Consider the following 25278-nt stretch of genomic DNA (forward strand, 5'->3'; position numbering starts at 1 on the left):
CCTGGGCGCTGGCCATCGGCAGCGTGTAGGTCAATGCCTTGAGCTTGCTGCCGCCGCGAATGGTCAGCGGTGGGCGGCCTTCCGGACCTGTCTCGACCACCGCACCCATTTCGCGCAGCGGGTTGGCCACACGGTTCATCGGGCGCTTGGACAGCGAAGCGTCGCCTGTCATGGTGACGTCGAACGGCTGACCGGCCAGCAGGCCCGACAGCAGGCGCATCGAAGTGCCGGAGTTGCCTACATACAGTGGCCCGGGTGGTGGCTTGAGGCCGTGCAGGCCAACGCCGTGAATGGTCACGCGACCGTGGTTGGGGCCCTCGATGACCACACCCATGTCACGGAATGCCTGCAGGGTCGCCAGCGCGTCTTCACCTTCGAGGAAGCCTTCGACTTCGGTGGTGCCTTCGGCCAGTGAGCCGAGCATGATCGAGCGATGGGAAATCGACTTGTCGCCCGGTACGCGAATACGCCCGTTCAGGCGGCCACCCGGTTGGGCCAGGAAAATCAGATCGTTGGCGTTCATAGCGTCCACATAGGCCCGGCGGGCCAGGATTTTACTGAAATGCTCGCGGGCAACCCGTGCGCGGGTGAATACACCCAGCAGCTGGTGCCCGTCCCCTTCAGCGATCGCGTCGCGCAAGGCGTCGAGATCGCTGCGATATGTATCTAGCGTGCGCAGGACAGCGTCGCGGTTGGCGAGAAAGATGTCGTGCCACATGGTCGGGTCGCTGCCAGCGATTCTTGTGAAATCGCGGAAACCTCCCGCAGCGTACCGGAAGATCTCGAGGTTTTCATTGCGTTTGGCCAACGAGTCGACCAGGCCAAAGGCCAGCAGGTGCGGCAAGTGACTGGTGGCTGCCAGCACTTCATCATGGCGCTCGACCGACATGTGCTCCACATCGGCATCCAGCGCACGCCACAGGCGATCCACCAGGGCCAGTGCGGCCGGGTCGGTTTCAGCCAACGGCGTGAGGATGACCTTGTGGCGGCGGAACAGGGCAGCGTTGGAGGCCTCTACCCCGCTCTGCTCGGAACCGGCGATGGGGTGGCCGGGCACGAAGCGCGGCAGACGCTCACCGAAAACGGCACGCGCTTCACGGACGACGTTGCCCTTGGCGCTACCGACATCGGTGATGATCGCGTCACCCAGGTCGAGCTGGGCCAGGCGGGCCAGGACTTTCTCCATGGCCAGGATCGGTACGGCCAGCATGATGACATCGGCACCGACACAGGCGACTGCAAGGTCCTCTTCGCAGCGGTCGACAACACCCAAGGCAACGGCTTGCTTGCGTGAGGGGGCGTCCAGGTCGACACCGACCACTTCGCGGCACAGGCCGCTTTCACGCAGGCCCTTGGCGAAAGAGCCGCCGATCAGGCCGAGACCGACCACGACCAGGCGGTTGATGATGGGTGCGGGTTTGGTTTTTGCTGCATTTACCACTGGTGCGAACCCTGTTCAAAAATCTAGACAGCCTTTAAGACCGTAGGGGGCTGCTTTGCAGCCCAATCGCAACCTTTGGTCGCCCCTACCAGCCTACGCGCCCCCTGTAGGAGCGACCGAAGGTCGCGATGGGGCGCAAAGCGCCCCCAACAACCTCAAATCACAGCACCGCCTTCGGATAAGACCCCAGCACCTTCAGCGCCACAGCCTCCTGGCTGATCTGCTCCAGCACCGCCTTGATCAGCGGGTCGCGGTGGTGGCCAACGAAGTCGATGAAGAACACGTAGGTCCACTTGCCGCTGCGCGACGGGCGGGTCTCGATGCGGGTCAGGTCGATGCCATTCTGGTGGAACGGCACCAGCAGCTCGTGCAAGGCACCGGGCTTGTTGCTCATCGAAACGATGATCGAAGTCTTGTCGTCGCCGGTCGGCGGCACTTCCTGGTTACCGATCATCAGGAAGCGCGTGGAGTTGTCCGGGCGGTCTTCGATCTTCTCGGCCAGGCGAGTCAGACCATACAGGTTGGCCGCCATATCACCGGCGATCGCCGCCGAATTCCACTCACCCTTGACGCGTTTGGCGGCCTCGGCATTGCTCGAAACAGCGACGCGTTCCACGTTCGGGTAGTGCGCGTCCAGCCACTTGCGGCACTGGGCCAACGACTGAGCATGGGAGTAGATACGGGTGATGCTGTCGGTCTTGGTATTTTCGCCCACCAGCAGGTGGTGGTGAATACGCAGCTCGACCTCGCCGCAAATCACCATGTCGTGCTCGAGGAAGCTGTCCAGGGTATGGCTGACAGCGCCTTCGGTGGAGTTTTCCACCGGCACCACGCCAAAGTTGACAGCACCGGCCGCCACTTCACGGAACACTTCGTCGATGGCCGCCATCGGGCGGCTGATCACCGCGTGGCCAAAGTGCTTCATGGCCGCCGCCTGGGTGAAAGTACCCTCAGGGCCGAGGTAAGCGATTTTCAGCGGTTCTTCCAGGGCCAGGCACGACGACATGATTTCGCGGAACAGCCGCGCCATCTCTTCGTTGCCCAGCGGGCCTTTGTTGCGCTCCATCACGCGTTTGAGCACCGCCGCCTCACGCTCTGGGCGGTAGAACACCGGCTTCTCGCCATCTTTCAGCGAGGCAGTCTTGACCCGGGCCACTTCTTCGGCGCAACGGGCGCGGTCGCTGATCAGCTCGAGGATTTTCTCGTCGAGGCTGTCGATGCGTACGCGCAGCGCCTTGAGCTCCTGTTCGGACATCAGCCGTGCTCCTTCTCGAATTCAGCCATATAGCCCACCAGTGCTTCCACTGCTTCCAGGCCCAGGGCGTTGTAGATGGAAGCGCGCATGCCGCCCACCGAACGGTGGCCCTTGAGGTTGAGCAGGCCACGGGCATCGGCACCGGCGAGGAAGGCCTTGTCCAGGCGCTCGTCAGCCAGGCGGAACGGCACGTTCATCCACGAACGAGCGTTGTGGCTGATCGGGTTGGTGTAGAAGTTGCTGCTGTCGATGAAGCCGTACAGACGCTCTTTCTTGGCGCGGTTGCGCTGTTCCATGGCGTCAACGCCACCCTGCTCTTTCAGCCACTCGAAGACCAGGCCCGAGAGGTACCAGGAGTAGGTGGCCGGGGTGTTGTACATCGAACCGTTGTCGGCCGAGACCTTGTAGTCGAGCATGGTCGGGCAGCTGCTGCGGGCGTGGCCCAGCAGGTCTTCGCGCACGATGACCACTACCAGGCCGCTTGGGCCGATGTTTTTCTGCGCACCGGCGTAGATCAGGCCGTACTGCGACACGTCGATGGGGCGCGAGAGGATGTCGGAGGACATGTCGACCACCAGCGGCACATCACCGGTTTCTGGCACCCAGTCAAACTGCAGGCCACCGATGGTCTCGTTGGATGCATAGTGCACGTAGGCGGCGTTTTTGGTCAGGCTCCACTCGTTTTGGCCCGGGATCGCCAGGTAGTCGTAAGGCTTGGCGCTGGCGGCGACGTTCACATTGCCGAAGCGGCGCGCTTCCTCGATGGCTTTTTTCGACCAGATGCCGGTTTCGATGTAGTCGGCAGTGCCGTTTTCCGGCAACAGGTTCAGCGGGATTTCAGCGAACTGCTGGCTGGCACCACCCTGCAGGAACAGCACCTTGTAGTTGGAGGGGACGGACAGCAGGTCACGCAGGTCCTGCTCGGCCTTTTCAGCGATGGCCACGTAGTCGTCGCTGCGATGGCTCATTTCCATCACCGACAAGCCCTTGCCGTTCCAGTCCAGCATTTCGGCCTGGGCGCGCTGCAGGACAGCGTCAGGAAGCGCGGCAGGGCCTGCGCAGAAGTTAAAGGCTCGTTTGCTCACATCCACTCTCGCTCTAATAGATCTAAACAGCTAGTTCTGCGGGAACCCTGTGGGAGCGGGCTTGCCCGCGAACACCGGCGAAGCCGGTGCCATACACCGCGGCGCCTCGTTCGCGGCCAAGCCCGCTCCCACAGGGCCAGGCAATGCCCGGCCTATTCAGTCAAACGGGGCGACCTTGGTCGCCCCGTTCGGGTTTACGCTTGCTTACTCCTGCGGGGCCTCTTCGGCGCCAGCAGCTTCTTCGTTGTCTGGCGCCTCGGCCTCGACGCCCTCTTCGTCCGTCTCGATCACATCGTCGAGTTCGTCCTCGGAAGGCTCCTGGATACGCTCCAGGCCCACCAGCGTCTCGTCGGCAGCCAGCTTGATCAAGGTCACGCCCTGGGTGTTACGACCCAGGCTGGACACTTCACCCACCCGTGTACGCACCAGCGTACCCTGGTCGGAGATCAGCATGATCTCTTCGCCTTCCTGCACCTGGATGGCGCCGATCAGCAGACCGTTGCGCCCTTTGGTACCCATGGCGATCACACCTTGGCCACCGCGGCCGCGACGCGGGAACTTGGACAGCGGGGTGCGTTTGCCGAAGCCACGCTCGGAGGCAGTCAGGATCTGTGCACCCGATTCCGGGATCAGCATGGAAATGATCCGCTGCCCCTTGCCCAGCTTCATGCCACGTACGCCACGGGCGTTACGGCCCATTTCGCGCACCACGCTTTCAGCGAAGCGGATCACCTTGCCGGCATCGGAGAACATCATGACTTCCTTGGCGCCGTCAGTAATGGCTGCAGCGATCAGGGTGTCACCTTCTTTCAGCTTGAGGGCAATCAGGCCGTTGGAGCGCGGACGGGCGAACTGCACCAGCGGCGTCTTCTTCACGGTACCCGAAGCGGTGGCCATGAAGATGTAGGCGCCAGTCGGCTCGGCCACCCACTCAGGGGTGTCGCCGTCTTCTTCGTCGACTTCCTCGGCCTCGACCACTTCGCCTTCGAGCACGGCGTCTTCCGCCTCGTCCAGCTCTTCTTCGGCGCCAGCGCTCTGCTGCAGGGCCTCGAGGTCGATCTGCAGCATGGCGGTGATGCGCTCACCCTCCTCCAGCGGCAGCAGGTTGACCAGCGGGCGACCACGGGCAGCGCGGGACGCTTCAGGGATGTCGTAGGTTTTCAGCCAGTACACCTTGCCCTTGCTGGAGAACAGCAACAAGGTAGCGTGGCTGTTGGCCACCAGCAGGTGCTCGATGTAGTCCTCGTCCTTCACCCCGGTGGCCGACTTGCCTTTGCCGCCACGGCGCTGGGCCTGGTAGGCGGACAGCGGCTGGGTCTTGGCGTAGCCGCCGTGGGAGATGGTGACCACACGCTCTTCTTCCGGGATCATGTCGCCGTAGTTGAGGTCGTGGCGCGCATCGAGAATTTCGGTACGTCGGGCATCACCGTACTCGGCACGGATGGCTTCCAGCTCTTCGCGGATCACTTCCATCAGGCGCTCGGCGCTGCTGAGGATGCGGATCAGCTCGCCGATCTGCTCGAGGATTTCCTGGTACTCGGCCAGCAGCTTCTCGTGCTCCAGGCCGGTCAGGCGGTGCAGGCGCAGGTCGAGAATGGCCTGGGCCTGCTCCGGCGACAGGAAGTACTTGCCGTCATGCAGGCCGTATTGCTCTGGCAGGTCTTCAGGGCGGCAGGAATCGGCGCCGGCGCGCTCGACCATGACCTGCACGGCACTGGATTCCCACGGCGTCGAAACCAGGGCTTCCTTGGCTTCGGACGGCGTCGGCGAGGCCTTGATCAGGGCGATGACCGGGTCGATGTTGGACAGCGCAACCGCCTGGCCTTCAAGGATGTGGCCGCGTTCGCGGGCCTTGCGCAGCTCGAACACGGTGCGGCGGGTCACCACTTCACGGCGGTGACGGACGAACGCTTCGAGCAGGTCCTTGAGGTTGAGCAGGCGCGGACGGCCGTCGACCAAGGCCACCACGTTGATACCGAACACACTCTGCAGCTGGGTTTGCTGATAGAGGTTGTTCAGCACCACCTCCGGCACCTCGCCGCGACGCAGCTCGATGACGATGCGCATGCCGTCCTTGTCGGACTCGTCGCGCAGTTCAGTGATGCCTTCGATCTTCTTCTCTTTTACCAGCTCGGCGATCTTTTCGATCAGGCGCGCCTTGTTCAGCTGGTACGGCAACTCGGTCACGACGATCTGCTGGCGGCCGCCGACCTTGTCGATGTCTTCGATTTCGGAACGGGCACGCATGTAGATGCGGCCACGGCCGGTACGATAGGCCTCGATAATGCCCTGGCGACCATTGATGATGCCGGCAGTCGGAAAGTCCGGGCCCGGGATGTGCTGCATCAGCTCATCGATGGTGACTTCCGGGTTGTCGATCAGCGCCAGGCAGCCGTCGATGACTTCACCGAGGTTGTGCGGCGGGATGTTGGTCGCCATGCCCACGGCGATACCGCTGGAACCGTTGACCAGCAGGTTGGGAATACGGGTCGGCATGACCGCCGGGATCTGCTCGGTGCCGTCGTAGTTGGGCACCCAGTCGACGGTTTCCTTGTGCAGGTCGGCCAGCAGCTCGTGGGCCAGCTTGGTCATGCGCACTTCGGTGTATCGCATGGCTGCGGCGTTGTCGCCGTCCACCGAACCGAAGTTGCCCTGGCCGTCGACCAGCAGGTAGCGCAGCGAGAACGGCTGGGCCATACGCACGATGGTGTCGTAGACCGCAGTGTCGCCGTGCGGGTGGTACTTACCGATCACGTCACCGACCACACGGGCGGATTTCTTGTACGGCTTGTTCCAGTCGTTGCCCAGTTCGCTCATCGCATAGAGAACGCGACGATGCACGGGCTTCAAGCCGTCACGCGCATCGGGCAGCGCTCGCCCGACAATCACGCTCATCGCGTAGTCGAGGTAAGACTGTCTCAGTTCGTCTTCGATATTGACCGGGAGGATTTCTTTGGCCAGTTCGCCCATGAGAAGCCTGATTCCTTTTTCTGGTGAAACTTCGCAGCTCCATCAAGGGCCGAACGAAGCTCGCCGCCGCAGCGCATAAGGGTGCGACGACTTACGACAAATCAATGAGTTGTGCCATGGATCTGCGCAATGAAGGCCGCCGTGATGGGCGGTCTTGGAAACTGCCGGATGTTATCACAAAGGCGGGGGCGGTGGGGAGATGTGGCACGGGTGTGCTTGCCGTGAATCTTGTGCCGCCCTACGCCCTCAGTGCAACCGCTTGCGGCACATCAACTGCGCCAGTTTGGCGGTATCCGGGCGTTCGACAATGCCTCGCTCGGTTACGATCACGTCGATCAGGTCGGCCGGGGTCACGTCGAACACCGGGTTGAACACCTCCACATCCGGCGCCACCCGGGTACCGGCAATGTCCAGCAGTTCGTCGGCCGCGCGCTCTTCCAGCGGAATATCCTCGCCAGTGGCCAGGTTCAGGTCGATGCTGGTACTCGGCGCCACCACCATGAAGCGCACACCGTGGTGCATGGCGCTGACCGCCAGCTGGTAGGTGCCAATCTTGCCGGCCACGTCGCCATTGGCAGCGATGCAGTCCGCGCCCACCACCACCCAGGTGATGCCTTTGGTCTTCATCAGGTGGGCGAGCGCCGAGTCGGCGCACAGGGTGACCGGGATGCCTTCGTTGGTCAGCTCCCAGGCGGTCAGGCGTGAGCCTTGCAGCCAGGGGCGGGTTTCGCCGGCATACACCCGCTCGACCATGCCTTCGAGGTAGCCGGCGCGGATCACCCCCAACGCGGTACCAAAGCCGCCGCTGGCCAGCGCACCCGCATTGCCGTAGGTGAGCAGGGTCTGGGCATTGCCCTGGTGACGACGGATCAGTTCGATGCCTTGCTGAGCCATGGTCAGGTTGGCTTCACGGTCGCTTTCATGGATGGCCACGGCTTCGGCCTCCAGCGCTGCCAGCACGTCTTCATCCGGGCGCAGACGCTGCAGGCGCTCGCGCATGCGGTTCAGCACCCAGAACAGGTTGGCTGCGGTGGGACGCGCCTCGGCGAGGCAGAGGAAGTCCTCTTCAAGGTCCATTTCCCAATCGCCACCTTCGGCCAGCCGCTCTTCAAGGGCCAGCACCAGGCCGTAAGCGGCGGCAATGCCGATGGCCGAAGCGCCGCGTACTGCCATGTCACGGATCGCCGCCGCCACCTGCGCGACATTGTCGCAGGCCAGCCAGCGTTCATCCGAGGGCAGCAGGCGCTGGTCGAGCAGGTGCAGGACGCCGCCCTGCCAGCGGATCCCGGTCACCTTCTCCGCCGCCAAAAGTCGCTCGCGCATCGCCTCTCCCCGTCGTTCGGATATCAAAAGCCGGCGATTATAGCGACCCTCGGGGCCGAGCGCTCGGGTATACTCCGGCGCAATTTTGCGAAGTTTCAGAGGACTGTTCAATGAGCAACGTCGACCGCGCCGAAATCGCCAAGTTCGAAGCGCTGGCCCACCGCTGGTGGGACCGCGAAAGCGAGTTCAAGCCGCTGCACGAAATCAACCCGCTGCGCGTCAACTGGATCGACGAACGCGCCAGCCTGGCCGGCAAGAAGGTGCTGGACGTCGGCTGCGGCGGCGGCATCCTCAGCGAAGCCATGGCCCTGCGCGGCGCCACGGTGACCGGTATCGACATGGGCGAAGCTCCCTTGGCCGTGGCCCAACTGCACCAGCTGGAGTCCGGCGTGCAGGTGGAATACCGGCAGATCACCGCCGAAGCCCTGGCCGAAGAGATGCCTGAACAGTTCGACGTGGTCACCTGCCTGGAAATGCTCGAGCACGTGCCCGACCCGTCTTCGGTGATTCGCGCCTGCTACCGTATGGTCAAGCCGGGCGGCCAGGTGTTCTTCTCCACCATCAACCGCAACCCCAAGGCCTACCTGCTGGCCATCGTCGGCGCCGAGTACATCCTGAAAATGCTGCCGCGCGGCACCCACGACTTCAAGAAGTTCATCCGCCCATCCGAACTGGGCGCCTGGAGCCGCGCTGCCGGCCTCGAAGTCAAAGACATCATCGGCCTGACCTACAACCCGCTGACCAAGCACTACAAGCTCAACAGCGACGTCGACGTCAACTACATGATCCAGACCCTGCGCGAGGAATGAGCATGCGTTTGCGAGCAGTACTCTTCGACATGGACGGCACCTTGCTGGACACGGCGCCAGACTTCATCGCCATCTGCCAGGCCATGCTCACCGAGCGCGGCCTGCCGGCCGTTGACGACAACCTGATCCGCGGCGTGATCTCGGGCGGTGCCCGCGCCATGGTAGCCGCCACGTTTGCCATGGCCCCGGAGGCCGAAGGCTTCGAGGCCCTGCGCCTGGAGTTCCTGGAGCGCTACCAGCGCGACTGCGCGGTGCACAGCAAGCTGTTCGACGGCATGGCCGAGTTGCTGGCCGACATCGAGAAAGGCAACCTGGTGTGGGGCGTGGTCACCAACAAGCCGGTGCGTTTCGCCGAGCCGATCATGCAGCAGCTGGGCCTGGCCGAGCGTTCGGCATTGCTGATCTGCCCGGACCATGTGAAAAACAGCAAGCCCGACCCCGAGCCGCTGATCCTGGCCTGCAAAACCCTGGACCTGGACCCGGCCAGCGTGCTGTTCGTCGGCGACGACCTGCGCGACATCGAGTCTGGCCGCGACGCCGGCACCCGCACGGCGGCGGTGCGTTACGGCTATATTCATCCAGAGGACAACCCAAACAACTGGGGTGCCGACGTGGTGGTGGACCACCCGCTGGAACTGCGCAAAGTGATCGACAGCGCGCTGTGCGGCTGCTGACCCCCGCCAACGAACACGAAGGACCTACCATGTTCGACTACACCGCCCGCCCCGACCTGCTGCAAGGCCGGGTCATTCTGGTTACCGGTGCCGGCCGCGGCATCGGTGCCGCTGCCGCCAAGGCCTACGCCGCGTTAGGCGCCACCGTGCTGCTGCTGGGCAAGACCGAGGCCAACCTGAACGAGGTCTACGACCAGATCGAAGCCGCCGGGCATCCGCAACCGGTGGTCATCCCGTTCAACCTGGAAACCGCCCTGCCCCACCAGTACGACGAACTGGCGGTAATGATCGAGGATCAGTTCGGCCGCCTGGACGGGCTGCTGAACAATGCCTCGATCATTGGCCCGCGCACGCCGCTGGAGCAGCTATCGGGCGACAACTTCATGCGCGTGATGCACATCAACGTCGATGCCACCTTCATGCTCACCAGCACCCTGCTGCCGCTATTGAAACTGTCGCAAGACGCGTCGGTGGTGTTCACCAGCAGCAGTGTCGGGCGTAAAGGCCGTGCCTACTGGGGCGCCTATGGCGTTTCGAAATTCGCCACCGAGGGCCTGATGCAGACCCTGGCCGACGAGCTGGAAGGCGTGGCGCCGGTGCGCTCCAACAGCATCAACCCGGGCGCCACGCGCACGGCGATGCGCGCCCAGGCCTACCCCAGCGAGAACCCGCAGAACAACCCGCTGCCCGAAGAGATCATGCCGGTGTACCTGTACCTGATGGGGCCGGACAGCACCGGGGTGAATGGGCAGGCGTTCAACGCTCAGTAAGGCTTGAGATTGCCGGGGCTGCTGTGCAGCCAATCGCGACGCAAGGCCGCTCCTACAAGGGTACGCGATCCCCTGTAGGAGCGGCCTTGTGTCGCGATGGGTCGCAAAGCGACCCCAGGGCCTTAGCCCGCTGCCAACGCAGGGCGCAGGCGGCCTTGCTGGCGCCCTTCCAGCTGCATGCACCGTTCCAGGAACAGGAACATGCAGTCGTAACTCTTGCAAATCGCCCTGCGCAGCTCGGTGCGCAGCCCCAGCGTCGGGTTCTCGCCCGCCAGGGTACAGATGATCTCCAGCGCCTCCCACGGGTGCGCATCGTCATACTGGGCATGCATCTTCAGCCACTTCATCGCCCGCTTGCGCTGGTCCTCCGGGAAGCCCTGTGCGTAGGTGTCGGTCGAGCACACCACCGCCGACCACTCCCCGGTAGCCCCCTCGATGGCGTAGTTGGTCGCCGCCATGGAAATGGCCAGGTTCTCGGTAGCACACACACGCCAGCACCAGTCGTTCAGGCCGTTCAGCTCGGGCGGCACTTCCTGGGCCTGCAACTCATGCAGGTGTACGCCATGCGCCTGACACCAGTTCACCCAGTAGTCGGCGTGGTTCAGCTCAACCCGGATATTGCGCATCAACCAGCGCCGCGCCATGTCTTCGCCCTGGTGCCGCCCATAACGGGTCTTTGTCAGGTTGTGGGCCATGTACAGCGAAAACTGCTCCACCACCGGCCAGCCACCGATCAGGTACTGGCGAATGGTCGACTGTTTGAGCTGGCCATCGCGCAGGCGCGCATAGAACTCATGCTCGACCACCCGGCGCTTGCTTTCGCGACAGTCTTCAATCAGTTGCTGGGCCCACTGGGGGTAGCTGGCGGGGTCCATCAAAGGCCCGATACGAACGAATGCATCAATCACTTTCAGCTCCTTGATCCTTGTGATTTCTAGCTAGCGAAACGTGCCAGGTGCGCGCTGCAACAGAGGCCGGGCGGCGATCCGTTGGCGCTGCAGACTGTCACAGGTGAACACCTGCGGGCGTTCGATCAGGTAACCCTGGGCGTAATCCACGCCTATTTCCTGTAGGGCCTGCTCGATCAAGGGTGTTTCGACGAACTCGGCGATGGTGCGTTTCCCCATGACATGGCCGATATGGTTGATGACCTCGACCATGGCCCGGTTGACCGGGTCGTCGAGCATGTCCCTGACGAAACTGCCGTCAATTTTCAGGAAATCCACGGGCAAATGCTTGAGGTAGGCGAACGACGACATGCCAGCGCAAAAATCATCGAGCGAGAAGCGGCAGCCCAGCCCCTTCAACTCGTTGATGAAGCGGATGGCGCTACCCAGGTTGGCAATGGCGCTGGTTTCGGTGATTTCGAAACAGATCATCCGCGGCGGGATGGCGTATTCGACAAACAGCCGCTGCAGGTACTCGAGAAACTTGTCATCGCCGATGCTCGACCCTGACAGGTTGATCGCGCAGATCGACAGCGGCCCTTCACGCCCTTCGTCCAGGCATTGGCGGATGACCTGGAACACATTGCGCACCACCCAGCGGTCCAGCGCGGTCATCAGGCCATAGCGCTCGGCTGCCGGAATGAAGCTGCTGGGCAGAATGGTACGGCCACTTTCGTCGTGCAGGCGCAGCAGGATTTCGATATGGCCCGGCCCTTCGAACGTTTTCAGCGGGGCAATTTCCTGGGCGTACAGGCAGAAGCGGTTTTCTTCCAGGGCCACATGCAAACGCTGGATCCAGGCCATTTCACCAAAGCGCATGGACAGCTCGCTGTCATCGGCGTGGTACACCTGCACGCGGTTGCGCCCCTTTTCCTTGGCCATGTAGCAGGCCATGTCGGCGGCGCGCAGCGAGGTTTCGAGGGTACCGGGGGGCTGGGCCATGTGCACCAGGCCAACACTGACCGTGGTGACGAACGGCCGCCCCTTCCACACGAAATGCAGGCTCTGCACCATCTGGCGTAACTGTTCGGCAATGCGCTCGGCCTGGTCGGATGGGCAGTTTTCCAGCAGCACGCCAAATTCGTCCCCCCCCAGCCGCGCCAGGGTATCGCCTTCACGCAGGCCGGATTGCAACACGGCGCAGATGTGCCGCAGCAGCTCGTCACCGGCGGCGTGGCCGCAGGTGTCGTTCACCAGCTTGAACTGGTCGAGGTCAAGGAACATCAGCGAATGCCGCCCAGCCTGGCGCGCCAGGCCATTGAGCGCCTGCTCCAGGCGATACTCGAACTCGCGCCGGTTGGCGAGGCCGGTCAGGGCATCGTGAGTGGCCTGCCAGGACAGGTTAGCGATGTACTGGCGTTCCTGGGTCATGTCATGCAGTACCAGTACGATGCCGCTGACCTGGCCATCGCTGACGATGGGCGAACCTACCAGGTTGATCGACACGGTACTGCCATCCAGGCGCTGAATCAGCCGGGCATGCTCCGCGCCGCCCTTGAGGCTACCGCTAAGCACCTGCTCGACCAGGCTGCTGCTATCCTCTTCAGCTTGCTCATCCACCAGGCTAAACAGCGCTGACAGCGGCAGGCCCTGGGCTTGACCAGACTGCCAGTGGGTCAGTTGCTCGGCGGCCGGGTTCATGTAGCCGATGTTGCCCTCCACGTCGGTGGTTATCACCGCATCACCAATGGCCTGCAGGGTGATCTGTGCCCGCTCCTTTTCCTCCTGCAGGGCACTGGCGAAGGCTTGCCGTTGGGCCAGCAGCTTGCTGGAGCGGCGCCAGGCGATGGTAATCAGGAACATGGCCGTCAGCAGGTTGGTGATCAGCAACACCCGCAACAGCATCCGCGAGCCTTCACCCAGCGCATCACTGAACGCCTTGGCGGCGGGTGTGACACCCTCGTTGATGGTGACGATACGGGCCTTCCAGGCACTCACTGCCTGGGTGTCTGCCGGGCCAGTGGCAAAGCTCTGGCGCATCTCGCCAGCCAGCACATCGAGCTTGGCCAGGTAGTCGTCGCCGATGTCCCAGTAGTCGATGGCTGTCTGCATATAGCTGATGTTGCGGAAATTGCGGTAGAACCAGATGATCCGCTCGACATCGTCGGGGTGGTTGCCACCCTGCAGCACCGCCCGGCGAGCGGCATCCAGATCAGGGTTGGGCTGGTCGAGCACCTCGCGCAACTGGTGGTCACCCTGCGGCACGGTAATGGCTTGGCGATAGCGCTGATAGGTGCTGTCGTCGCGGGTTTCGGCGTACAGGTTAAGGTAATAGATGGCGTCTTTCTGCGCCTTGGACCACAGGCTTTCGCCCGCGACATAGGCGCGCACGGCCGACAGCGTATAAAGGCTGAGGCTGCCCAGCGCCACCTGGAAGACCACAACGGCGATGAAGGGCCAGGTGATGCCGAGCAACTTAGGCGCTTCTAGAGTGCGATGTCCCTTCATGGATTCCCTGTCACAGAGCAGATAAGGCGCAAATCAACCCAGACAAGCACAGCGTAGGCCATTTGCCATCGTTGTGGAGGGGATTTTTATGACAGGGAATCGGGGGATTTGTACAGTTTGAACGTCAGCTCTGCTGCAGGTGCCCATAAAGCTTGGCGTATAACCCACCCTCGGCGATCAGCTGCTGGTGGTCGCCATCTTCGGCGACATGCCCACCATCAAATACCAGCACCCGGTCGGCCTGTTTCACCGCCGACAGGCGGTGGGCGATGATCAGCGTGGTACGGCCGCTGAGGAAGCGCGCCAATGCCTGATGCAGGTTGTACTCGGTGGCAGCATCCAGCGCCGAGGTGGCCTCGTCGAGAATCACCACCTTGGGCTCGGCCAACACCATGCGGGCGATGGCCAGGCGCTGACGCTGGCCGCCGGACAAGCGCACGCCAGAGCGACCCACCACACTGTCCAGGCCCTGCGGCAAGGCCGCAATGGTGGCATCCAGCTGAGCGATGCGCAGCGCTTGCCAGCAGGCGTCGTCGCTGCAGTCTCGGCCCATGGTCAGGTTGGCGCGCACGGTGTCGTTGAACAGTGACGGGTGCTGCAACACCACCGCCACGTTTTCACGCAGGGTTTCCAGGCCGATTTCCTGCAGGCTGGCACCGCCAAAGCGGATGGTACCGGCCTGGGCGCTATAAAGGCCCAGCAACAGCTGCACCAAGGTGCTTTTGCCGCCGCCACTGGCACCGACAATTGCCACCTTTTCACCCGGGGCGATGGACAGGTCCAGGTTATCCAGCACTGGCTCGTCGGCATAGGCAAAACGCAAGTCGCGCACCTCGATGCCCACCGTGTCGCGCCCGGCGAACGGGTCGCAGGCGGCCGGGTATTGCGGCTCGTCAGCACGCGCCAGCAGCTCGTTGAGGCGGCTCAGCGCACCGCCCGCGGCGTAGTAGGCGTATTGCAGGTTGAGCAGCTGTTCCACCGGGCCGATCATGAACCACAGGTAGCTGAACACCGCCAGCATCTGGCCGATCGACAGGTCGGAGAACAGCACGGTGAGCATGGCTGCTGCACGGAAAATATCGATGCCGAACTGGAACAGCAGGCCGCTGGCACGGCCACTGGCATCGCTTTTCCACTGCGAATCCACGGCGTAGTCGCGCACTTCGCGGGCACGCAGGCCAAGGCGGCCCAGGAAGTAGCCCTGGCGGTTGCCGGCACGGATTTCCTGGATGGCATCGAGCGTTTCCGCCAGCGCCTGGGTAAAACGCGCGGTGCTGTCGTTTTCGAGCTTTTTCAGGTGTTTGACGCGCTTGCCCAGCTGCACGGTGAAATAGATCACCAGCGGGTTGAACAGCAAAATCAGCAACGCCAGCTGCCAGTGCATCCAGATCAGGATCGCCGCCGTGCCGGTCAACGTCAGCATGGCCACCAGGAAACGGCTGAGGGTTTCGCCCACGAACTTGTCGAGGGTGTCCAGGTCGGTGACCAAGTGGGTGGTTACCGTGCCGCTGCCCAGGCTTTCGTACTCCTTCAGCGAGATGCGCTTGAGCCGCTCTATAAGGCGAATTCGCAGGCGGTAGACGATGTCCTTGGCCAAGCCGGCAAACAGCTTGGCCTGGATCACGTTGAACGCCAGCGCCGCCAGGCGCAGGCACAGGGTGAGCGCCAGCATCAGGCCGATGTAGCCGGCTGCCACCTGCCAGCTGGACGGCAGCAGGTGGTTCATCCACTTGAGCGCGGCATCGCCGTGGCCCAACAGCACTTCATCCACCAGCAACGGCAGCAGCAGCGGAATGGGCACGCTGCAACACGCCGCCAGCACAGCGATGAGGTTGGCGGACCAGAGGTTTTGCTTGTGGTGCAGGGCCAGGCGGCGGATTTCCGCCCAGCTCAGCCGATCGGCCGCAGTGTATGGCTTGCCCGGTACCGGGTCGGGTGACCCAGGCACATCAAGCACAGGCGGCCTGCTGCAGCCAACGGCCGAGCAAGGGTTGCAGGCGCTCCAGCGGCTGGTAGCCGTTGGTCAGCAGGGCCAGTTGGCCGTTGCGCTCGGCCAGCAAGGTCGGGAAACCGGCAATACCCAGGTCCTGTGCCCAGCTGAAGTCGGCCGCAGTGGCCGCACGGGTGTCGGCACGGGCGAAGGTTTCGGCGAACACGGCACGGTCGAAGCCTGCCTGTTCGGCCAGTTCGACCAGCTGCGGCGCAGTGGTCACATCCACGCCCTGCTCGTAGAACGAACGCTGAATCAGCGCCAGCAGCGGCCAGACGCGCTCGGCGTCCAGCTCGCGGGCTGTGACCAGGGCACGGCAGGCCGGTTCGGTGTCGTAGACGAAGCCGTCGGGCATGGCCCCCTCGAAGCGGAACGGCTGGCCGGTGGCATCGGCCACCGTCTGCCAGTGTTCGAGGATGTACTTGCGGGTAGAGCTGTCCAGCGCACTGCCACCGGTGCGCAGCCCACCCACCACCAGACGGGTTGCGATACCGGCCTCACGCGCCTGGGCGATCAGGGCCCCCGCCACTGGCGCGAAACCCCAGCACCAGGAGCACATCGGGTCCATCACATAGATCAGGCGTGCAGACATGCATCAAGCCTCGGCTTTGTAGTTGTAACCGATCGGGTGCGGCAGGTTGCGGGCCTTGGCCAGCTCGATCTGCTTCTGCCGGTCGATGGCACTGCGCCGGGTCTTTTCGCTCAGGGTGTCCCAGCAATGCGGGCAGCTGACCCCTGGCGAATAGTGCTCGGACGCGCGTTCCTCTGCATTGATCGGGTGGCGGCAGGCGTGGCACTGGTCGTACTCGCCTTTGCTCAGGTCATGGCGCACCGTGACGCGGTTGTCGAAGACGAAGCAGTCGCCGTCCCACAGGCTTTCTTCCTGAGGCACTTCCTCGAAGTATTTCAGGATGCCGCCCTTAAGATGATAGACCGCCTCGAAGCCTTCACCGAGCATGTAGCTGGAGGCTTTTTCGCAACGGATGCCGCCGGTGCAGAACATGGCGACCTTCTTGTGCTTGCTCGGGTCGAAGTTGGCCTTGATGTACTCCGGAAACTCGCGGAAGGTCTCGGTCTTGGGGTCGATGGCACCTTTGAAGGTACCAATGGCCACTTCGTAGTCGTTGCGGGTGTCGATCAGCAGCACTTCCGGGTCGCTGATCAGGGCGTTCCAGTCCTTGGGCTCGACATAGGTGCCGACCGCCTGGTTGGGGTCTACGCCTGGCACGCCGAGGGTGACGATTTCTTTCTTGAGCTTCACCTTGGTGCGGTAGAACGGCTGTTCGTCGCAGTACGACTCTTTGTGGTCGACATCGACCAGACGCGGGTCGTTGCGCAGCCAGGCCAGCAGGCCATCGATGCCTTCGCGGGTGGCCGACACGGTGCCGTTGATGCCCTCGTGGGCCAGCAGCAGGGTGCCTTTGACGTTGTTGTCGAGCATGGCCTTGAGCAGCGGCTCACGCAGCTCGACGTAGTCTTCCAGGGTGACGAATTTGTACAGCGCCGCGACGACGATGGCTTGGGACATGAAGCAGGTTCTCCAGGTGGTTGCCCTCGTAAAGGGCGGACCGGATTGACAAATAAAAACGCGCCGACAAGCGGCGCGTTGCGAATTCTACCAGAACGACAGAAAGGTTTCAGTGCCCGCCGCCCGCGCACACCGGCGAGGCCGGTGCAACGCCGACCTTGGCCCACTCTTCGGCGGTGTAGGTGTGGATGGCCAGGGCGTGAATTTCGCCCATCAGCTCACCCATGGTGGCGTACACCTTCTGGTGGCGCTTGACGCTGTTCAACCCGGCAAACTGCTCGCTGACGATCACTGCCTTGTAGTGGGTCTCCTGACCACGACTGTGCATGTGGCTTTCGTTGAGCACTTGCAGGTGTTCCGGCGCCAGGGCCGCCAGTTGCTGTTCAATGCGCTGCTGCATGGTCATTGCGGCGTACTCACTTCTTCGCCGGAGCGGCGGCCTTGCCAGCGTTCGGGTCCAGCTCTTTGGTCATGTCTTCCAGCAGCTTGTTCACCACGGGTACTGCTGGCTCCAGGCTCTGCTGGGTCAGCTGGGCCGACTGCTGGGTGACCTTGGGCATTTCACGCAGCACCTTCTTGCCCAGCGGCGATTCGTAGAACTTGACCAGGTCTTTGAGTTCCTGCTCGGTGAACGTCTGGGTGTACAGGTCGACCATCTTCGGCTTCAGTTTGTTCCAGCCGATGGCGTTGTCCAGTGCGGCGTTGGCCTTGGCCTGGTAGCTTTCCAGCACCGGCTGCTTGGCGGCCGGGGCCTTGGTCTGGGCGAAGCGCTGGGCGAACATCTGCTGCACTTGCATGTACACCGGGGTGCCCAGCTTGTCGGCGTTGGCCAGGGTCAGGAACTTCTCGGCAGCAGCGTTATGGCTGGCGGTGGCAGCGAGCACCTGGCCGCTGGCGCAAACCAGGGCAACGGCGGCACAAAGGACACGGAGACGGGTCATTGCATTTCCTTCAAGGAGAGGGAGGCGGGTACCTCAGAGTAGAGCATTCTGCGCCGTGGTGGCGATGTGCTCAAGTGGCACGACGAGCGACGGAACCGCTCGGTCGATTCAGGGCCTAAACTGCGAATTCGAACTACACAGGAGTGAGTACAGAATGAGCCGTATCGAGACAGACAGCCTGGGCCCGGTCGAAGTTCCGGAGGACGCTTATTGGGGTGCGCAAACCCAGCGTTCGCTGATCAACTTCGCCATTGGCAAGGAACGCATGCCCCTCGCGGTGCTGCACGCCCTGGCGCTGATCAAGAAGGCCGCTGCACGCGTTAACGACCGCAATGGCGACCTGCCGGCCGACATCGCCCGGCTGATCGAACAGGCCGCCGACGAAGTGCTGGATGGCCAGCATGACGACCAGTTTCCGTTGGTCGTCTGGCAGACCGGCAGCGGCACCCAGAGCAACATGAACGTCAACGAAGTGATTGCCGGGCGCGCCAACGAACTGGCCGGCAAGGGCCGTGGCGGCAAGGCGCCGGTACACCCTAACGACCACGTCAACCGCTCGCAAAGCTCCAACGACTGCTTCCCCACCGCCATGCACATTGCTGCAGCCCAAGCGGTGCACGACAAGCTGCTGCCGGCCATCGCCGAACTGTCGTCGGGCCTGGCAGAGTTGTCAGCGCGCCACCAAAAGCTGGTGAAGACTGGCCGCACGCACATGATGGATGCCACGCCAATCACCTTCGGCCAGGAGGTCTCGGCTTTCGTTGCCCAGCTCGATTACGCCCAACGAGCCATCCGCGCTACCCTGCCGGCGGTCTGTGAGCTGGCCCAGGGCGGCACCGCCGTGGGTACCGGCCTTAATGCCCCGCATGGCTTTGCCGAGGCCATCGCTGCCGAGCTGGCGGCGGAATCCGGCCTGCCGTTCGTCACAGCACCGAACAAGTTCGCCGCCCTCGCCGGCCACGAACCGCTGACCAGCCTGGCGGGCGCGTTGAAGACCCTGGCCGTGGCCCTGATGAAAATTGCCAACGACCTGCGCCTGCTCGGCTCCGGCCCGCGCGCCGGGCTGGCCGAAGTGCGCCTGCCAGCCAACGAACCCGGCAGCTCGATCATGCCGGGCAAGGTCAACCCTACCCAGTGCGAGGCGCTGTCGATGCTGGCCTGCCAGGTACTGGGCAACGACGCGGCCATCGGCTTTGCCGCCAGCCAGGGGCATTTGCAGCTCAATGTGTTCAAGCCGGTGATCATCCATAACCTGTTGCAGTCGATCGAACTGCTGGCCGATGGCTGCAGCAACTTCCAGCTGCACTGCGTGGCGGGCATCGAGCCGGATGCCGGGCAGATGGCTGCGCACCTGGAACGCGGGTTGATGCTGGTGACGGCACTTAACCCGCATATTGGCTATGACAAGGCGGCGGAGATTGCCAAGAAGGCTTATAACGAGGGCAAGACCTTGCGCGAGGCTGCGCTGGAATTGAAGTACCTGACCAATGAGCAGTTTGACCAGTGGGTAAGGCCGGAGAACATGCTGGCACCGGGTGGCAAGGGCTGAGTCATCTATAGCCTGTGCCGGCCTCTTCGCGGGTAAACCCGCGAAAGGGCCAGGACAGGCAACAACACTTTCAGCTATTTCTTGTCCTTGGCAAACGCCGCCTCAAGGGCCTGGTTGATGGTGCGCAACACCTTCACCCGCGCCCAGCGCTTGTCGTTGGCCTCTACCAACGTCCACGGCGCGATCTCGCTGCTGGTGCGGTCGACCATGTCGCCTACGGCCTGGACGTAGTCGTCCCACTTGTCCCGGTTGCGCCAGTCGTCCTCGGTAATCTTGTAACGCTTGAACGGGATCTGCTCACGCTCTTCGAAGCGCTCCAGCTGGGTCTGCTGATCAATCGCCAGCCAGAACTTGACCACCACCACGCCGGCATTCACCAACTGCTCTTCAAAGTCGTTGATCTCGCTATAGGCGCGCATCCAGTCGGCCGGGCTGCAGAAGCCCTCCACCCGCTCGACCAGCACCCGGCCATACCAGGACCGGTCGAAAATGGTGAATTTGCCGCGTGCCGGAATATGCCGCCAGAACCGCCACAGGTAAGGCTGCGCGCGTTCTTCTTCGGTGGGTGCGGCAATCGGCACGATACGGTACTGGCGGGGGTCCAGCGCCGCTGCCACTCGGCGGATCGCGCCGCCCTTGCCGGCGGCGTCGTTGCCTTCGAACACCGCCACCAACGCGTGCCTGCGCATGTGCTTGTCGCGCAGCAGGCCGGCCAGGCGGGCCTGTTCGGTGACCAGCTGTTCCTGGTAGTCGGATTTATCCAGCCGCACGGTCATGTCCAGGGCACCGAGCAGGCTGCGCTGGTCGATGCTGCGGCCCAGCGGGGCGACGTTGCCCTGGTGCTTGCCCTTGGGGTTGTTGGCCAGTGCGGCTTGCAGGCTTTCCAGCAGGATGCGCCCCACTGCCAGGCTGCGGTAGTTCGGGTCGACGCCTTCGATGATGTGCCACGGCGCGTAGTCGCGGCTGGTGCGGCGCAGTACGCGTTCGCCAAAACGCACGAAGCGGTCGTAGGTTTCGGACTGCTGCCAGTCCAGCGGACTGATCTTCCAGCTGTGCAGCGGGTCGTCCTTGAGCGATTTCAGACGAGCCTTCATCTGCTTCTTGGACAGGTGGAACCAGAACTTGATGATCAGTGCACCTTCATCGCACAGCATCTGCTCCAGCCGCTCGGCGCCCATGATGGCCTGGTCGAGCACGGCATCCTTGAATACCCCGTGCACCCGCCCCTGCAGCATCTGGCTGTACCAGTTGCCGAAGAACACACCCATCCGCCCCTTGGGGGGCAAGGCCCGCCAATAGCGCCAGGCCGGCGGGCGAGCCAGCTCTTCGTCGGTCTGCTGATCGAAGGTGAGCACATCGATCATGCGCGGGTCCATCCACTCGTTGAGCAGTTTTACCGTCTCACCCTTGCCGGCACCTTCGATGCCGTTGATCAGCACGATCACCGGGAAGCGCGCCTGCTGCTTGAGTTCGTACTGGGCTTCGAGCAGGGCCTCGCGTAAAGCGGGTACCTCGGCGTCGTAAGCCTCCTTGTCGATGCTGTGGCCGATTTCGGCGGATTCGAACATGCACTGGCTCCTTCAATGGATAAGCAAGACTAGCGGATTTGTGGGCCGCCTGTGCCTGCGCAAAATCATCAGATGGCATAAAATCCCGACCATCTGCTGCAACCGAGCCAACCATGTCCACCCTCCTCCAGCATGCCCAGATCGACTGGGACGACCAGGGCCGCCCCCACTCGCGGCAATACGACGACGTTTATTTCGCGGTCAACGAAGGCATCGAAGAAACCAAACATGTGTTCCTCGGCCAGACCCGCCTGGCCGAGCGTTTTGCCAGCCTGGCCCCGCACGCCTGCCTGGTGATCGGCGAAACCGGCTTTGGCACTGGCATGAACTTTTTCTGCGCCTGGCAGCTGTTTGAAGAGCATGCCCACAGCAACGCGCGCCTGCACTTCGTCAGCGTCGAAAAATACCCACTCAGCCTGGCTGACATGGCCCGCGCAGTACACCTGTGGCCTGAGCTTGCCGCCTACACCGAACCGCTGCTGGAGCAGTACGTGGCGGTGCACCAGGGCTTCCAGCAATTCACCTTCGCCGAGGGCAGGGTCACCCTGACGCTGCTGGTCGGTGATGTACTGGAACAGCTGCCGCAGCTCGATGCGCAGATCGATGTGTGGTTCCTCGATGGTTTCGCCCCGGCGAAGAACCCCGACATGTGGACCCCGGAGCTGTTTGCGCAACTGGCGCGGCTGTCGCACGCCGGCACCGTGCTGGGCACCTTCACCACCACGGGTTGGGTGCGCCGCAGCCTGGTCGAAGCCGGCTTCGCCATGAAGAAAGTGCCGGGCATCGGCAAGAAGTGGGAAGTGATGAGCGGCGCTTACGTCGGCCCCCGGCCCGGCCCCAAAGCGCCTTGGTATGCGCGCCCGCCCGCCATTCCAGGGCCGCGTGAAGCGCTCGTAATCGGCGCCGGGCTCGCTGGCAGCACAAGCGCGGCCAGCCTGGCCCGGCGTGGCTGGCAGGTGACCGTGCTGGAACGCCACGATGCACCGGCCCGGGAAGCCTCGGGCAACCCGCAGGGGGTGCTGTACCTCAAGCTGTCTGCGCATGGCACAGCGCTGTCGCAAATGATCCTGTCCGGTTTCGGCTACACCCGTCGCCAGCTCGAGCGCTTGCAGCGTGGCCGTGACTGGGATGCCTGCGGGGTGCTGCAACTGGCCTTCGACAGCAAAGAGGCCGAACGCCAGGGCAAGCTGGCTGCCGCTTTCGACCACGCCTTGCTGCACACCCTGGCGCGCACCGAGGCCGAAGCCATTGCCGGTGTGGCCCTGCCGGCCGGCGGCCTGTTCTACCCCGAAGGCGGTTGGGTGCACCCGCCGGCCCTGTGTCAGCAGCAGTTGCAGCACCCGGGGATTCAACGGGTGACACACCAGGAAGTGCTTGAGCTGCGCAAGGTGGATGGCCAGTGGCAAGCCTGGGCGGGTGAGCGCCTGCTGGCCAGTGCACCGGTGGTGATCCTGGCCGGTGCCGCCGACGTTCGGCGTTTCGAGCCTTGTGCACAGTTGCCGCTCAAGCGCATTCGCGGGCAGATTACCCGGCTGCCGGCCACTGCCAGCAGCCGCATGCTCAGCACCGTGGTATGCGCAGAGGGTTATGTAGCGCCACCCCGCGAGGATGAGCATACCTTGGGCGCAAGCTTCGACTTCCAGAGCGAAGACCTGGCGCCGACGGTTGCCGAACATCAGGGCAACCTGGCAATGCTGGACGAGATTTCCGTCGATCTGGCGCAGCGCTTGGGTGTGGCCGAGCTGGACGCCGAGCAGTTGCAGGGGCGTGCGGCGTTCCGCTGCACCAGCCCGGATTACCTGCCGATCGTGGGGCCGATGGCTGATGCGCAAGGGTTTGCCGAGGCCTATGCGGTGCTGGCCCGCGATGCGCGGCAAGTGCCCGATGTGGCCTGCCCTTGGCTGAGCGGGTTGTACGTGAACAGCGGGCATGGCTCACGCGGGTTGATCACGGCGCCATTGAGTGGGGAGCTGGTGGCGGCCTGGGTATGTGGAGAACCGCTGCCGTTGCCACGGGCGGTGGTGGAGGCGTGCCACCCAAACCGGTTTGCATTACGCAAGCTGATCCGAGGGAAGTGATCCCGCCCCATATAACAGATTGTTCTAAAACTCTCACAAAGCACATAGGTCAGTTCCTTAAGGTGCCCGAATCCTGGGCCCCCCCTCCCCAACGGAAAAACCGGTAAGGACTTATGTGCGGATTAGCAGGAGAGTTGCGTTTCACCCCCATGGACCAAGCCCCTCGCCCAGCCGACCTGGCTGCGGTAGAGCGCATTACCCATCACCTGGCGCCTCGCGGCCCGGATGCGTGGGGCTTCCATAGCCAAGGCCCGATCGCCCTCGGGCACCGGCGCCTGAAAATCATGGACTTGTCCGACGGCTCGGCGCAGCCAATGGTCGACAACACCTTGGGCCTGTCACTGGCGTTCAACGGTGCCATCTACAACTTCCCCGAGTTGCGCCACGAGCTACAGGACCTGGGCTACAGCTTTTGGTCCGATGGCGACACCGAGGTGCTGCTCAAGGGTTACCACGCCTGGGGCGCGGCGTTGCTGCCCAAGCTCAACGGCATGTTCGCCCTGGCCATCTGGGAGCGCGACAACCAGCGCCTGTTCCTGGCCCGCGACCGCCTGGGCGTAAAGCCGCTGTACCTGTCACGCGACGGCGAGCGCCTGCGCTTCGCCTCGACCCTCCCGGCCCTGCTCAAGGGTGGCGACATCGACCCGGTGCTCGACCCGGTGGCGCTCAACCATTACCTGAACTTCCACGCCGTGGTACCGGCACCGCGCACCTTGCTGGCCAACGTGCAAAAGCTGGAGCCCGGCACCTGGATGCGCGTCGATCGCCATGGCGAAGTCGAACGCCAGACTTGGTGGCAGCTGAAATACGGTGCCAACCCTGATGAGCGTGAGCTGGACCTGGAAGGCTGGACCACCCGCGTGCTCGACGCCACCCGCGAGGCCGTGGCCATCCGCCAACGTGCTGCCGTCGACGTCGGCGTGCTGCTGTCCGGGGGTGTCGACTCCAGCCTGCTGGTCGGCCTGTTGCGCGAAGCGGGCGTGGACGACCTGTCCACGTTCTCCATCGGTTTCGAAGACGCCGGTGGCGAGCGTGGCGACGAGTTCCAGTATTCGGACCTGATCGCCAAGCACTACGGCACCCGCCACCACCAGTTGCGCATCGCCGAACACGAGATCATCGAGCAGTTGCCATCAGCGTTTCGCGCCATGAGCGAGCCAATGGTCAGCCACGACTGTATCGCCTTCTACCTGCTGTCGCGGGAAGTGGCCAAGCATTGCAAGGGCGTGCAAAGCGGCCAGGGTGCGGACGAGCTGTTCGCCGGCTACCACTGGTACCCGCAGGTGGACGGCGCCGAGGATGCCTTCTCGGCTTACCGCGACGCGTTCTTCGACCGCAGCCACGCCGAGTACCGCGACACCGTGCAGGCGCCCTGGTTGCTGGAAACCGACGCGGCCGGCGACTTCGTGCGCGAGCACTTCGCCCGCCCCGGCGCCCGCGACGCCGTGGACAAGGCCCTGCGCCTGGACAGCACGGTGATGCTGGTGGATGACCCGGTCAAACGCGTGGACAATATGACCATGGCCTGGGGCCTGGAAGCGCGCACACCGTTCCTCGACTACCGCCTGGTGGAGCTTTCAGCGCGTATCCCGGCGCGCTTCAAGCTGCCCGACGGCGGCAAACAGGTGCTCAAGCAGGCGGCACGACGGGTGATCCCGCATGAGGTGATCGACCGTAAGAAGGGCTACTTCCCGGTACCGGGCCTGAAGCACCTGGAAGGCGCCACCCTGGGTTGGGTGCGCGAGCTGCTGACTGACCCCAGCCAGGACCGTGGGCTGTTCAACCCGGCCATGGTCGACCGCCTGCTGAGTAACCCGCATGGCCAGCTCACCCCGCTGCGCGGCTCCAAGCTGTGGCAGCTGGCGGCGCTGAACCTGTGGTTGAGCGAACAAGGAATCTGAC

The 25278-nt window shown here is 63.5% G+C and carries 19 protein-coding genes; 6 read left to right on the forward strand and 13 right to left on the reverse strand.

Annotated features, from left to right (window positions below; translation table 11 throughout):
• From APH36_RS03815 to mtnA, 5 genes are all read right to left on the reverse strand, one after another.
• The coding region (locus tag APH36_RS03815; RefSeq protein ID WP_156342055.1) for a prephenate dehydrogenase/arogenate dehydrogenase family protein at positions 1–1408 on the reverse strand (1408 nt) is incomplete at its 3' end.
• Between the two features lie 193 nt (positions 1409–1601).
• Positions 1602–2696 (reverse strand): prephenate dehydratase, encoded by a 1095-nt coding sequence (pheA, locus tag APH36_RS03820; RefSeq protein ID WP_060497552.1) that lies wholly within the window; start codon positions 2694–2696, stop codon positions 1602–1604.
• Positions 2696–3781 (reverse strand): 3-phosphoserine/phosphohydroxythreonine transaminase, encoded by a 1086-nt coding sequence (serC, locus tag APH36_RS03825; RefSeq protein ID WP_060497592.1) that lies wholly within the window; start codon positions 3779–3781, stop codon positions 2696–2698. Before serC ends, pheA begins: the two co-directional genes overlap by 1 nt.
• 204 nt (positions 3782–3985) lie before the next feature.
• Positions 3986–6751, reverse strand: coding sequence for a DNA gyrase subunit A (gene gyrA / locus APH36_RS03830; RefSeq protein WP_060497553.1), 2766 nt, complete (start codon positions 6749–6751; stop codon positions 3986–3988).
• A gap of 246 nt (positions 6752–6997) precedes the next feature.
• Complete coding sequence (mtnA, locus tag APH36_RS03835; protein WP_060497554.1) at positions 6998–8074, reverse strand: S-methyl-5-thioribose-1-phosphate isomerase; 1077 nt, start codon at positions 8072–8074, stop codon at positions 6998–7000.
• Positions 8075–8184: 110 nt separating this feature from the next.
• Between mtnA and ubiG the strand changes: the two genes are divergently transcribed.
• Genes ubiG through APH36_RS03850 form a run of 3 tightly spaced genes read left to right on the forward strand, consistent with a single transcriptional unit; the run spans position 8185 to position 10327 of the window.
• Positions 8185–8883, forward strand: coding sequence for a bifunctional 2-polyprenyl-6-hydroxyphenol methylase/3-demethylubiquinol 3-O-methyltransferase UbiG (gene ubiG / locus APH36_RS03840; RefSeq protein WP_016715017.1), 699 nt, complete (start codon positions 8185–8187; stop codon positions 8881–8883).
• Positions 8884–8885: 2 nt separating this feature from the next.
• Positions 8886–9557: an N-acetylmuramic acid 6-phosphate phosphatase MupP gene (mupP, locus tag APH36_RS03845; RefSeq protein ID WP_060497555.1), complete on the forward strand. Its 672-nt coding sequence runs from the start codon at positions 8886–8888 to the stop codon at positions 9555–9557.
• Positions 9558–9586: 29 nt separating this feature from the next.
• Positions 9587–10327 (forward strand): YciK family oxidoreductase, encoded by a 741-nt coding sequence (locus APH36_RS03850; protein ID WP_020371284.1) that lies wholly within the window; start codon positions 9587–9589, stop codon positions 10325–10327.
• A 122-nt stretch (positions 10328–10449) separates the two neighbouring features.
• Here the strand turns inward: APH36_RS03850 and APH36_RS03855 are convergent, their stop codons facing one another.
• The 7 genes from APH36_RS03855 to APH36_RS03885 all read right to left on the reverse strand — a co-directional run bounded on the left by APH36_RS03855 (position 10450) and on the right by APH36_RS03885 (position 18181).
• Entirely contained in the window at positions 10450–11235 is a 786-nt protein-coding gene (locus tag APH36_RS03855; RefSeq protein ID WP_060497556.1) for a TenA family transcriptional regulator, read from the reverse strand.
• A gap of 30 nt (positions 11236–11265) precedes the next feature.
• Positions 11266–13722: an EAL domain-containing protein gene (locus APH36_RS03860; protein WP_060497557.1), complete on the reverse strand. Its 2457-nt coding sequence runs from the start codon at positions 13720–13722 to the stop codon at positions 11266–11268.
• Positions 13723–13846: 124 nt separating this feature from the next.
• Positions 13847–15679 carry an ABC transporter ATP-binding protein gene (locus APH36_RS03865; protein WP_060497558.1) on the reverse strand — a complete coding sequence of 611 codons (1833 nt, stop codon included), beginning with the start codon at positions 15677–15679 and terminating at the stop codon, positions 13847–13849.
• A complete protein-coding gene (locus APH36_RS03870; protein ID WP_060497559.1) occupies positions 15672–16304 on the reverse strand; it encodes a DsbA family protein in 633 nt (210 codons plus the stop codon). The genes APH36_RS03865 and APH36_RS03870 overlap by 8 nt, the downstream gene beginning before the upstream one ends.
• 3 nt (positions 16305–16307) lie before the next feature.
• The gene (locus APH36_RS03875) at positions 16308–17240 is read right to left on the reverse strand and encodes a rhodanese-related sulfurtransferase (RefSeq protein WP_060497560.1); all 933 of its coding nucleotides are present in this window, start codon (positions 17238–17240) and stop codon (positions 16308–16310) included.
• Between the two features lie 109 nt (positions 17241–17349).
• Positions 17350–17646 carry a BolA family transcriptional regulator gene (locus APH36_RS03880; protein WP_016715010.1) on the reverse strand — a complete coding sequence of 99 codons (297 nt, stop codon included), beginning with the start codon at positions 17644–17646 and terminating at the stop codon, positions 17350–17352.
• 10 nt (positions 17647–17656) lie between these two features.
• Positions 17657–18181, reverse strand: coding sequence for a DUF2059 domain-containing protein (locus APH36_RS03885; protein WP_003252642.1), 525 nt, complete (start codon positions 18179–18181; stop codon positions 17657–17659).
• A 154-nt stretch (positions 18182–18335) separates the two neighbouring features.
• Between APH36_RS03885 and APH36_RS03890 the strand changes: the two genes are divergently transcribed.
• Positions 18336–19730 carry a class II fumarate hydratase gene (locus tag APH36_RS03890; protein ID WP_060497561.1) on the forward strand — a complete coding sequence of 465 codons (1395 nt, stop codon included), beginning with the start codon at positions 18336–18338 and terminating at the stop codon, positions 19728–19730.
• Between the two features lie 74 nt (positions 19731–19804).
• Here the strand turns inward: APH36_RS03890 and pap are convergent, their stop codons facing one another.
• A complete protein-coding gene (pap, locus tag APH36_RS03895) occupies positions 19805–21298 on the reverse strand; it encodes a polyphosphate:AMP phosphotransferase (protein WP_060497562.1) in 1494 nt (497 codons plus the stop codon).
• 113 nt (positions 21299–21411) lie between these two features.
• On the opposite strand from pap, the gene mnmC reads away from it, so the two are divergent.
• Together mnmC and APH36_RS03905 are read left to right on the forward strand one after the other, a co-directional pair.
• A complete protein-coding gene (gene mnmC, locus APH36_RS03900; protein WP_060497563.1) occupies positions 21412–23376 on the forward strand; it encodes a bifunctional tRNA (5-methylaminomethyl-2-thiouridine)(34)-methyltransferase MnmD/FAD-dependent 5-carboxymethylaminomethyl-2-thiouridine(34) oxidoreductase MnmC in 1965 nt (654 codons plus the stop codon).
• A 113-nt stretch (positions 23377–23489) separates the two neighbouring features.
• The gene (locus APH36_RS03905) at positions 23490–25277 is read left to right on the forward strand and encodes an N-acetylglutaminylglutamine amidotransferase (RefSeq protein ID WP_060497564.1); all 1788 of its coding nucleotides are present in this window, start codon (positions 23490–23492) and stop codon (positions 25275–25277) included.
• The last annotated feature ends 1 nt before the right edge of the window (position 25278 follow it).

Origin of the sequence: Pseudomonas sp. NBRC 111133, assembly GCF_001320605.1 — a bacterium.
GTDB classification, from domain to species: domain Bacteria; phylum Pseudomonadota; class Gammaproteobacteria; order Pseudomonadales; family Pseudomonadaceae; genus Aquipseudomonas; species Aquipseudomonas monteilii.

Bases quoted from the DNA above. Each gene is read 5' to 3' on its own strand.
- pheA (WP_060497552.1), bottom strand. From the start codon at position 2,696: ATGTCCGAACAGGAGCTCAAGGCGCTGCGCGTACGCATCGACAGCCTC.
- pap (WP_060497562.1), bottom strand. From the start codon at position 21,298: ATGTTCGAATCCGCCGAAATCGGCCACAGCATCGACAAGGAGGCTTAC.
- APH36_RS03850 (WP_020371284.1), top strand. From the start codon at position 9,587: ATGTTCGACTACACCGCCCGCCCCGACCTGCTGCAAGGCCGGGTCATT.
- APH36_RS03880 (WP_016715010.1), bottom strand. From the start codon at position 17,646: ATGACCATGCAGCAGCGCATTGAACAGCAACTGGCGGCCCTGGCGCCG.
- APH36_RS03905 (WP_060497564.1), top strand. From the start codon at position 23,490: ATGTGCGGATTAGCAGGAGAGTTGCGTTTCACCCCCATGGACCAAGCC.
- mtnA (WP_060497554.1), bottom strand. From the start codon at position 8,074: ATGCGCGAGCGACTTTTGGCGGCGGAGAAGGTGACCGGGATCCGCTGG.
- ubiG (WP_016715017.1), top strand. From the start codon at position 8,185: ATGAGCAACGTCGACCGCGCCGAAATCGCCAAGTTCGAAGCGCTGGCC.
- APH36_RS03890 (WP_060497561.1), top strand. From the start codon at position 18,336: ATGAGCCGTATCGAGACAGACAGCCTGGGCCCGGTCGAAGTTCCGGAG.
- APH36_RS03870 (WP_060497559.1), bottom strand. From the start codon at position 16,304: ATGTCTGCACGCCTGATCTATGTGATGGACCCGATGTGCTCCTGGTGC.
- gyrA (WP_060497553.1), bottom strand. From the start codon at position 6,751: ATGGGCGAACTGGCCAAAGAAATCCTCCCGGTCAATATCGAAGACGAA.
- APH36_RS03875 (WP_060497560.1), bottom strand. From the start codon at position 17,240: ATGTCCCAAGCCATCGTCGTCGCGGCGCTGTACAAATTCGTCACCCTG.
- mnmC (WP_060497563.1), top strand. From the start codon at position 21,412: ATGTCCACCCTCCTCCAGCATGCCCAGATCGACTGGGACGACCAGGGC.
- APH36_RS03885 (WP_003252642.1), bottom strand. From the start codon at position 18,181: ATGACCCGTCTCCGTGTCCTTTGTGCCGCCGTTGCCCTGGTTTGCGCC.
- APH36_RS03860 (WP_060497557.1), bottom strand. From the start codon at position 13,722: ATGAAGGGACATCGCACTCTAGAAGCGCCTAAGTTGCTCGGCATCACC.
- mupP (WP_060497555.1), top strand. From the start codon at position 8,886: ATGCGTTTGCGAGCAGTACTCTTCGACATGGACGGCACCTTGCTGGAC.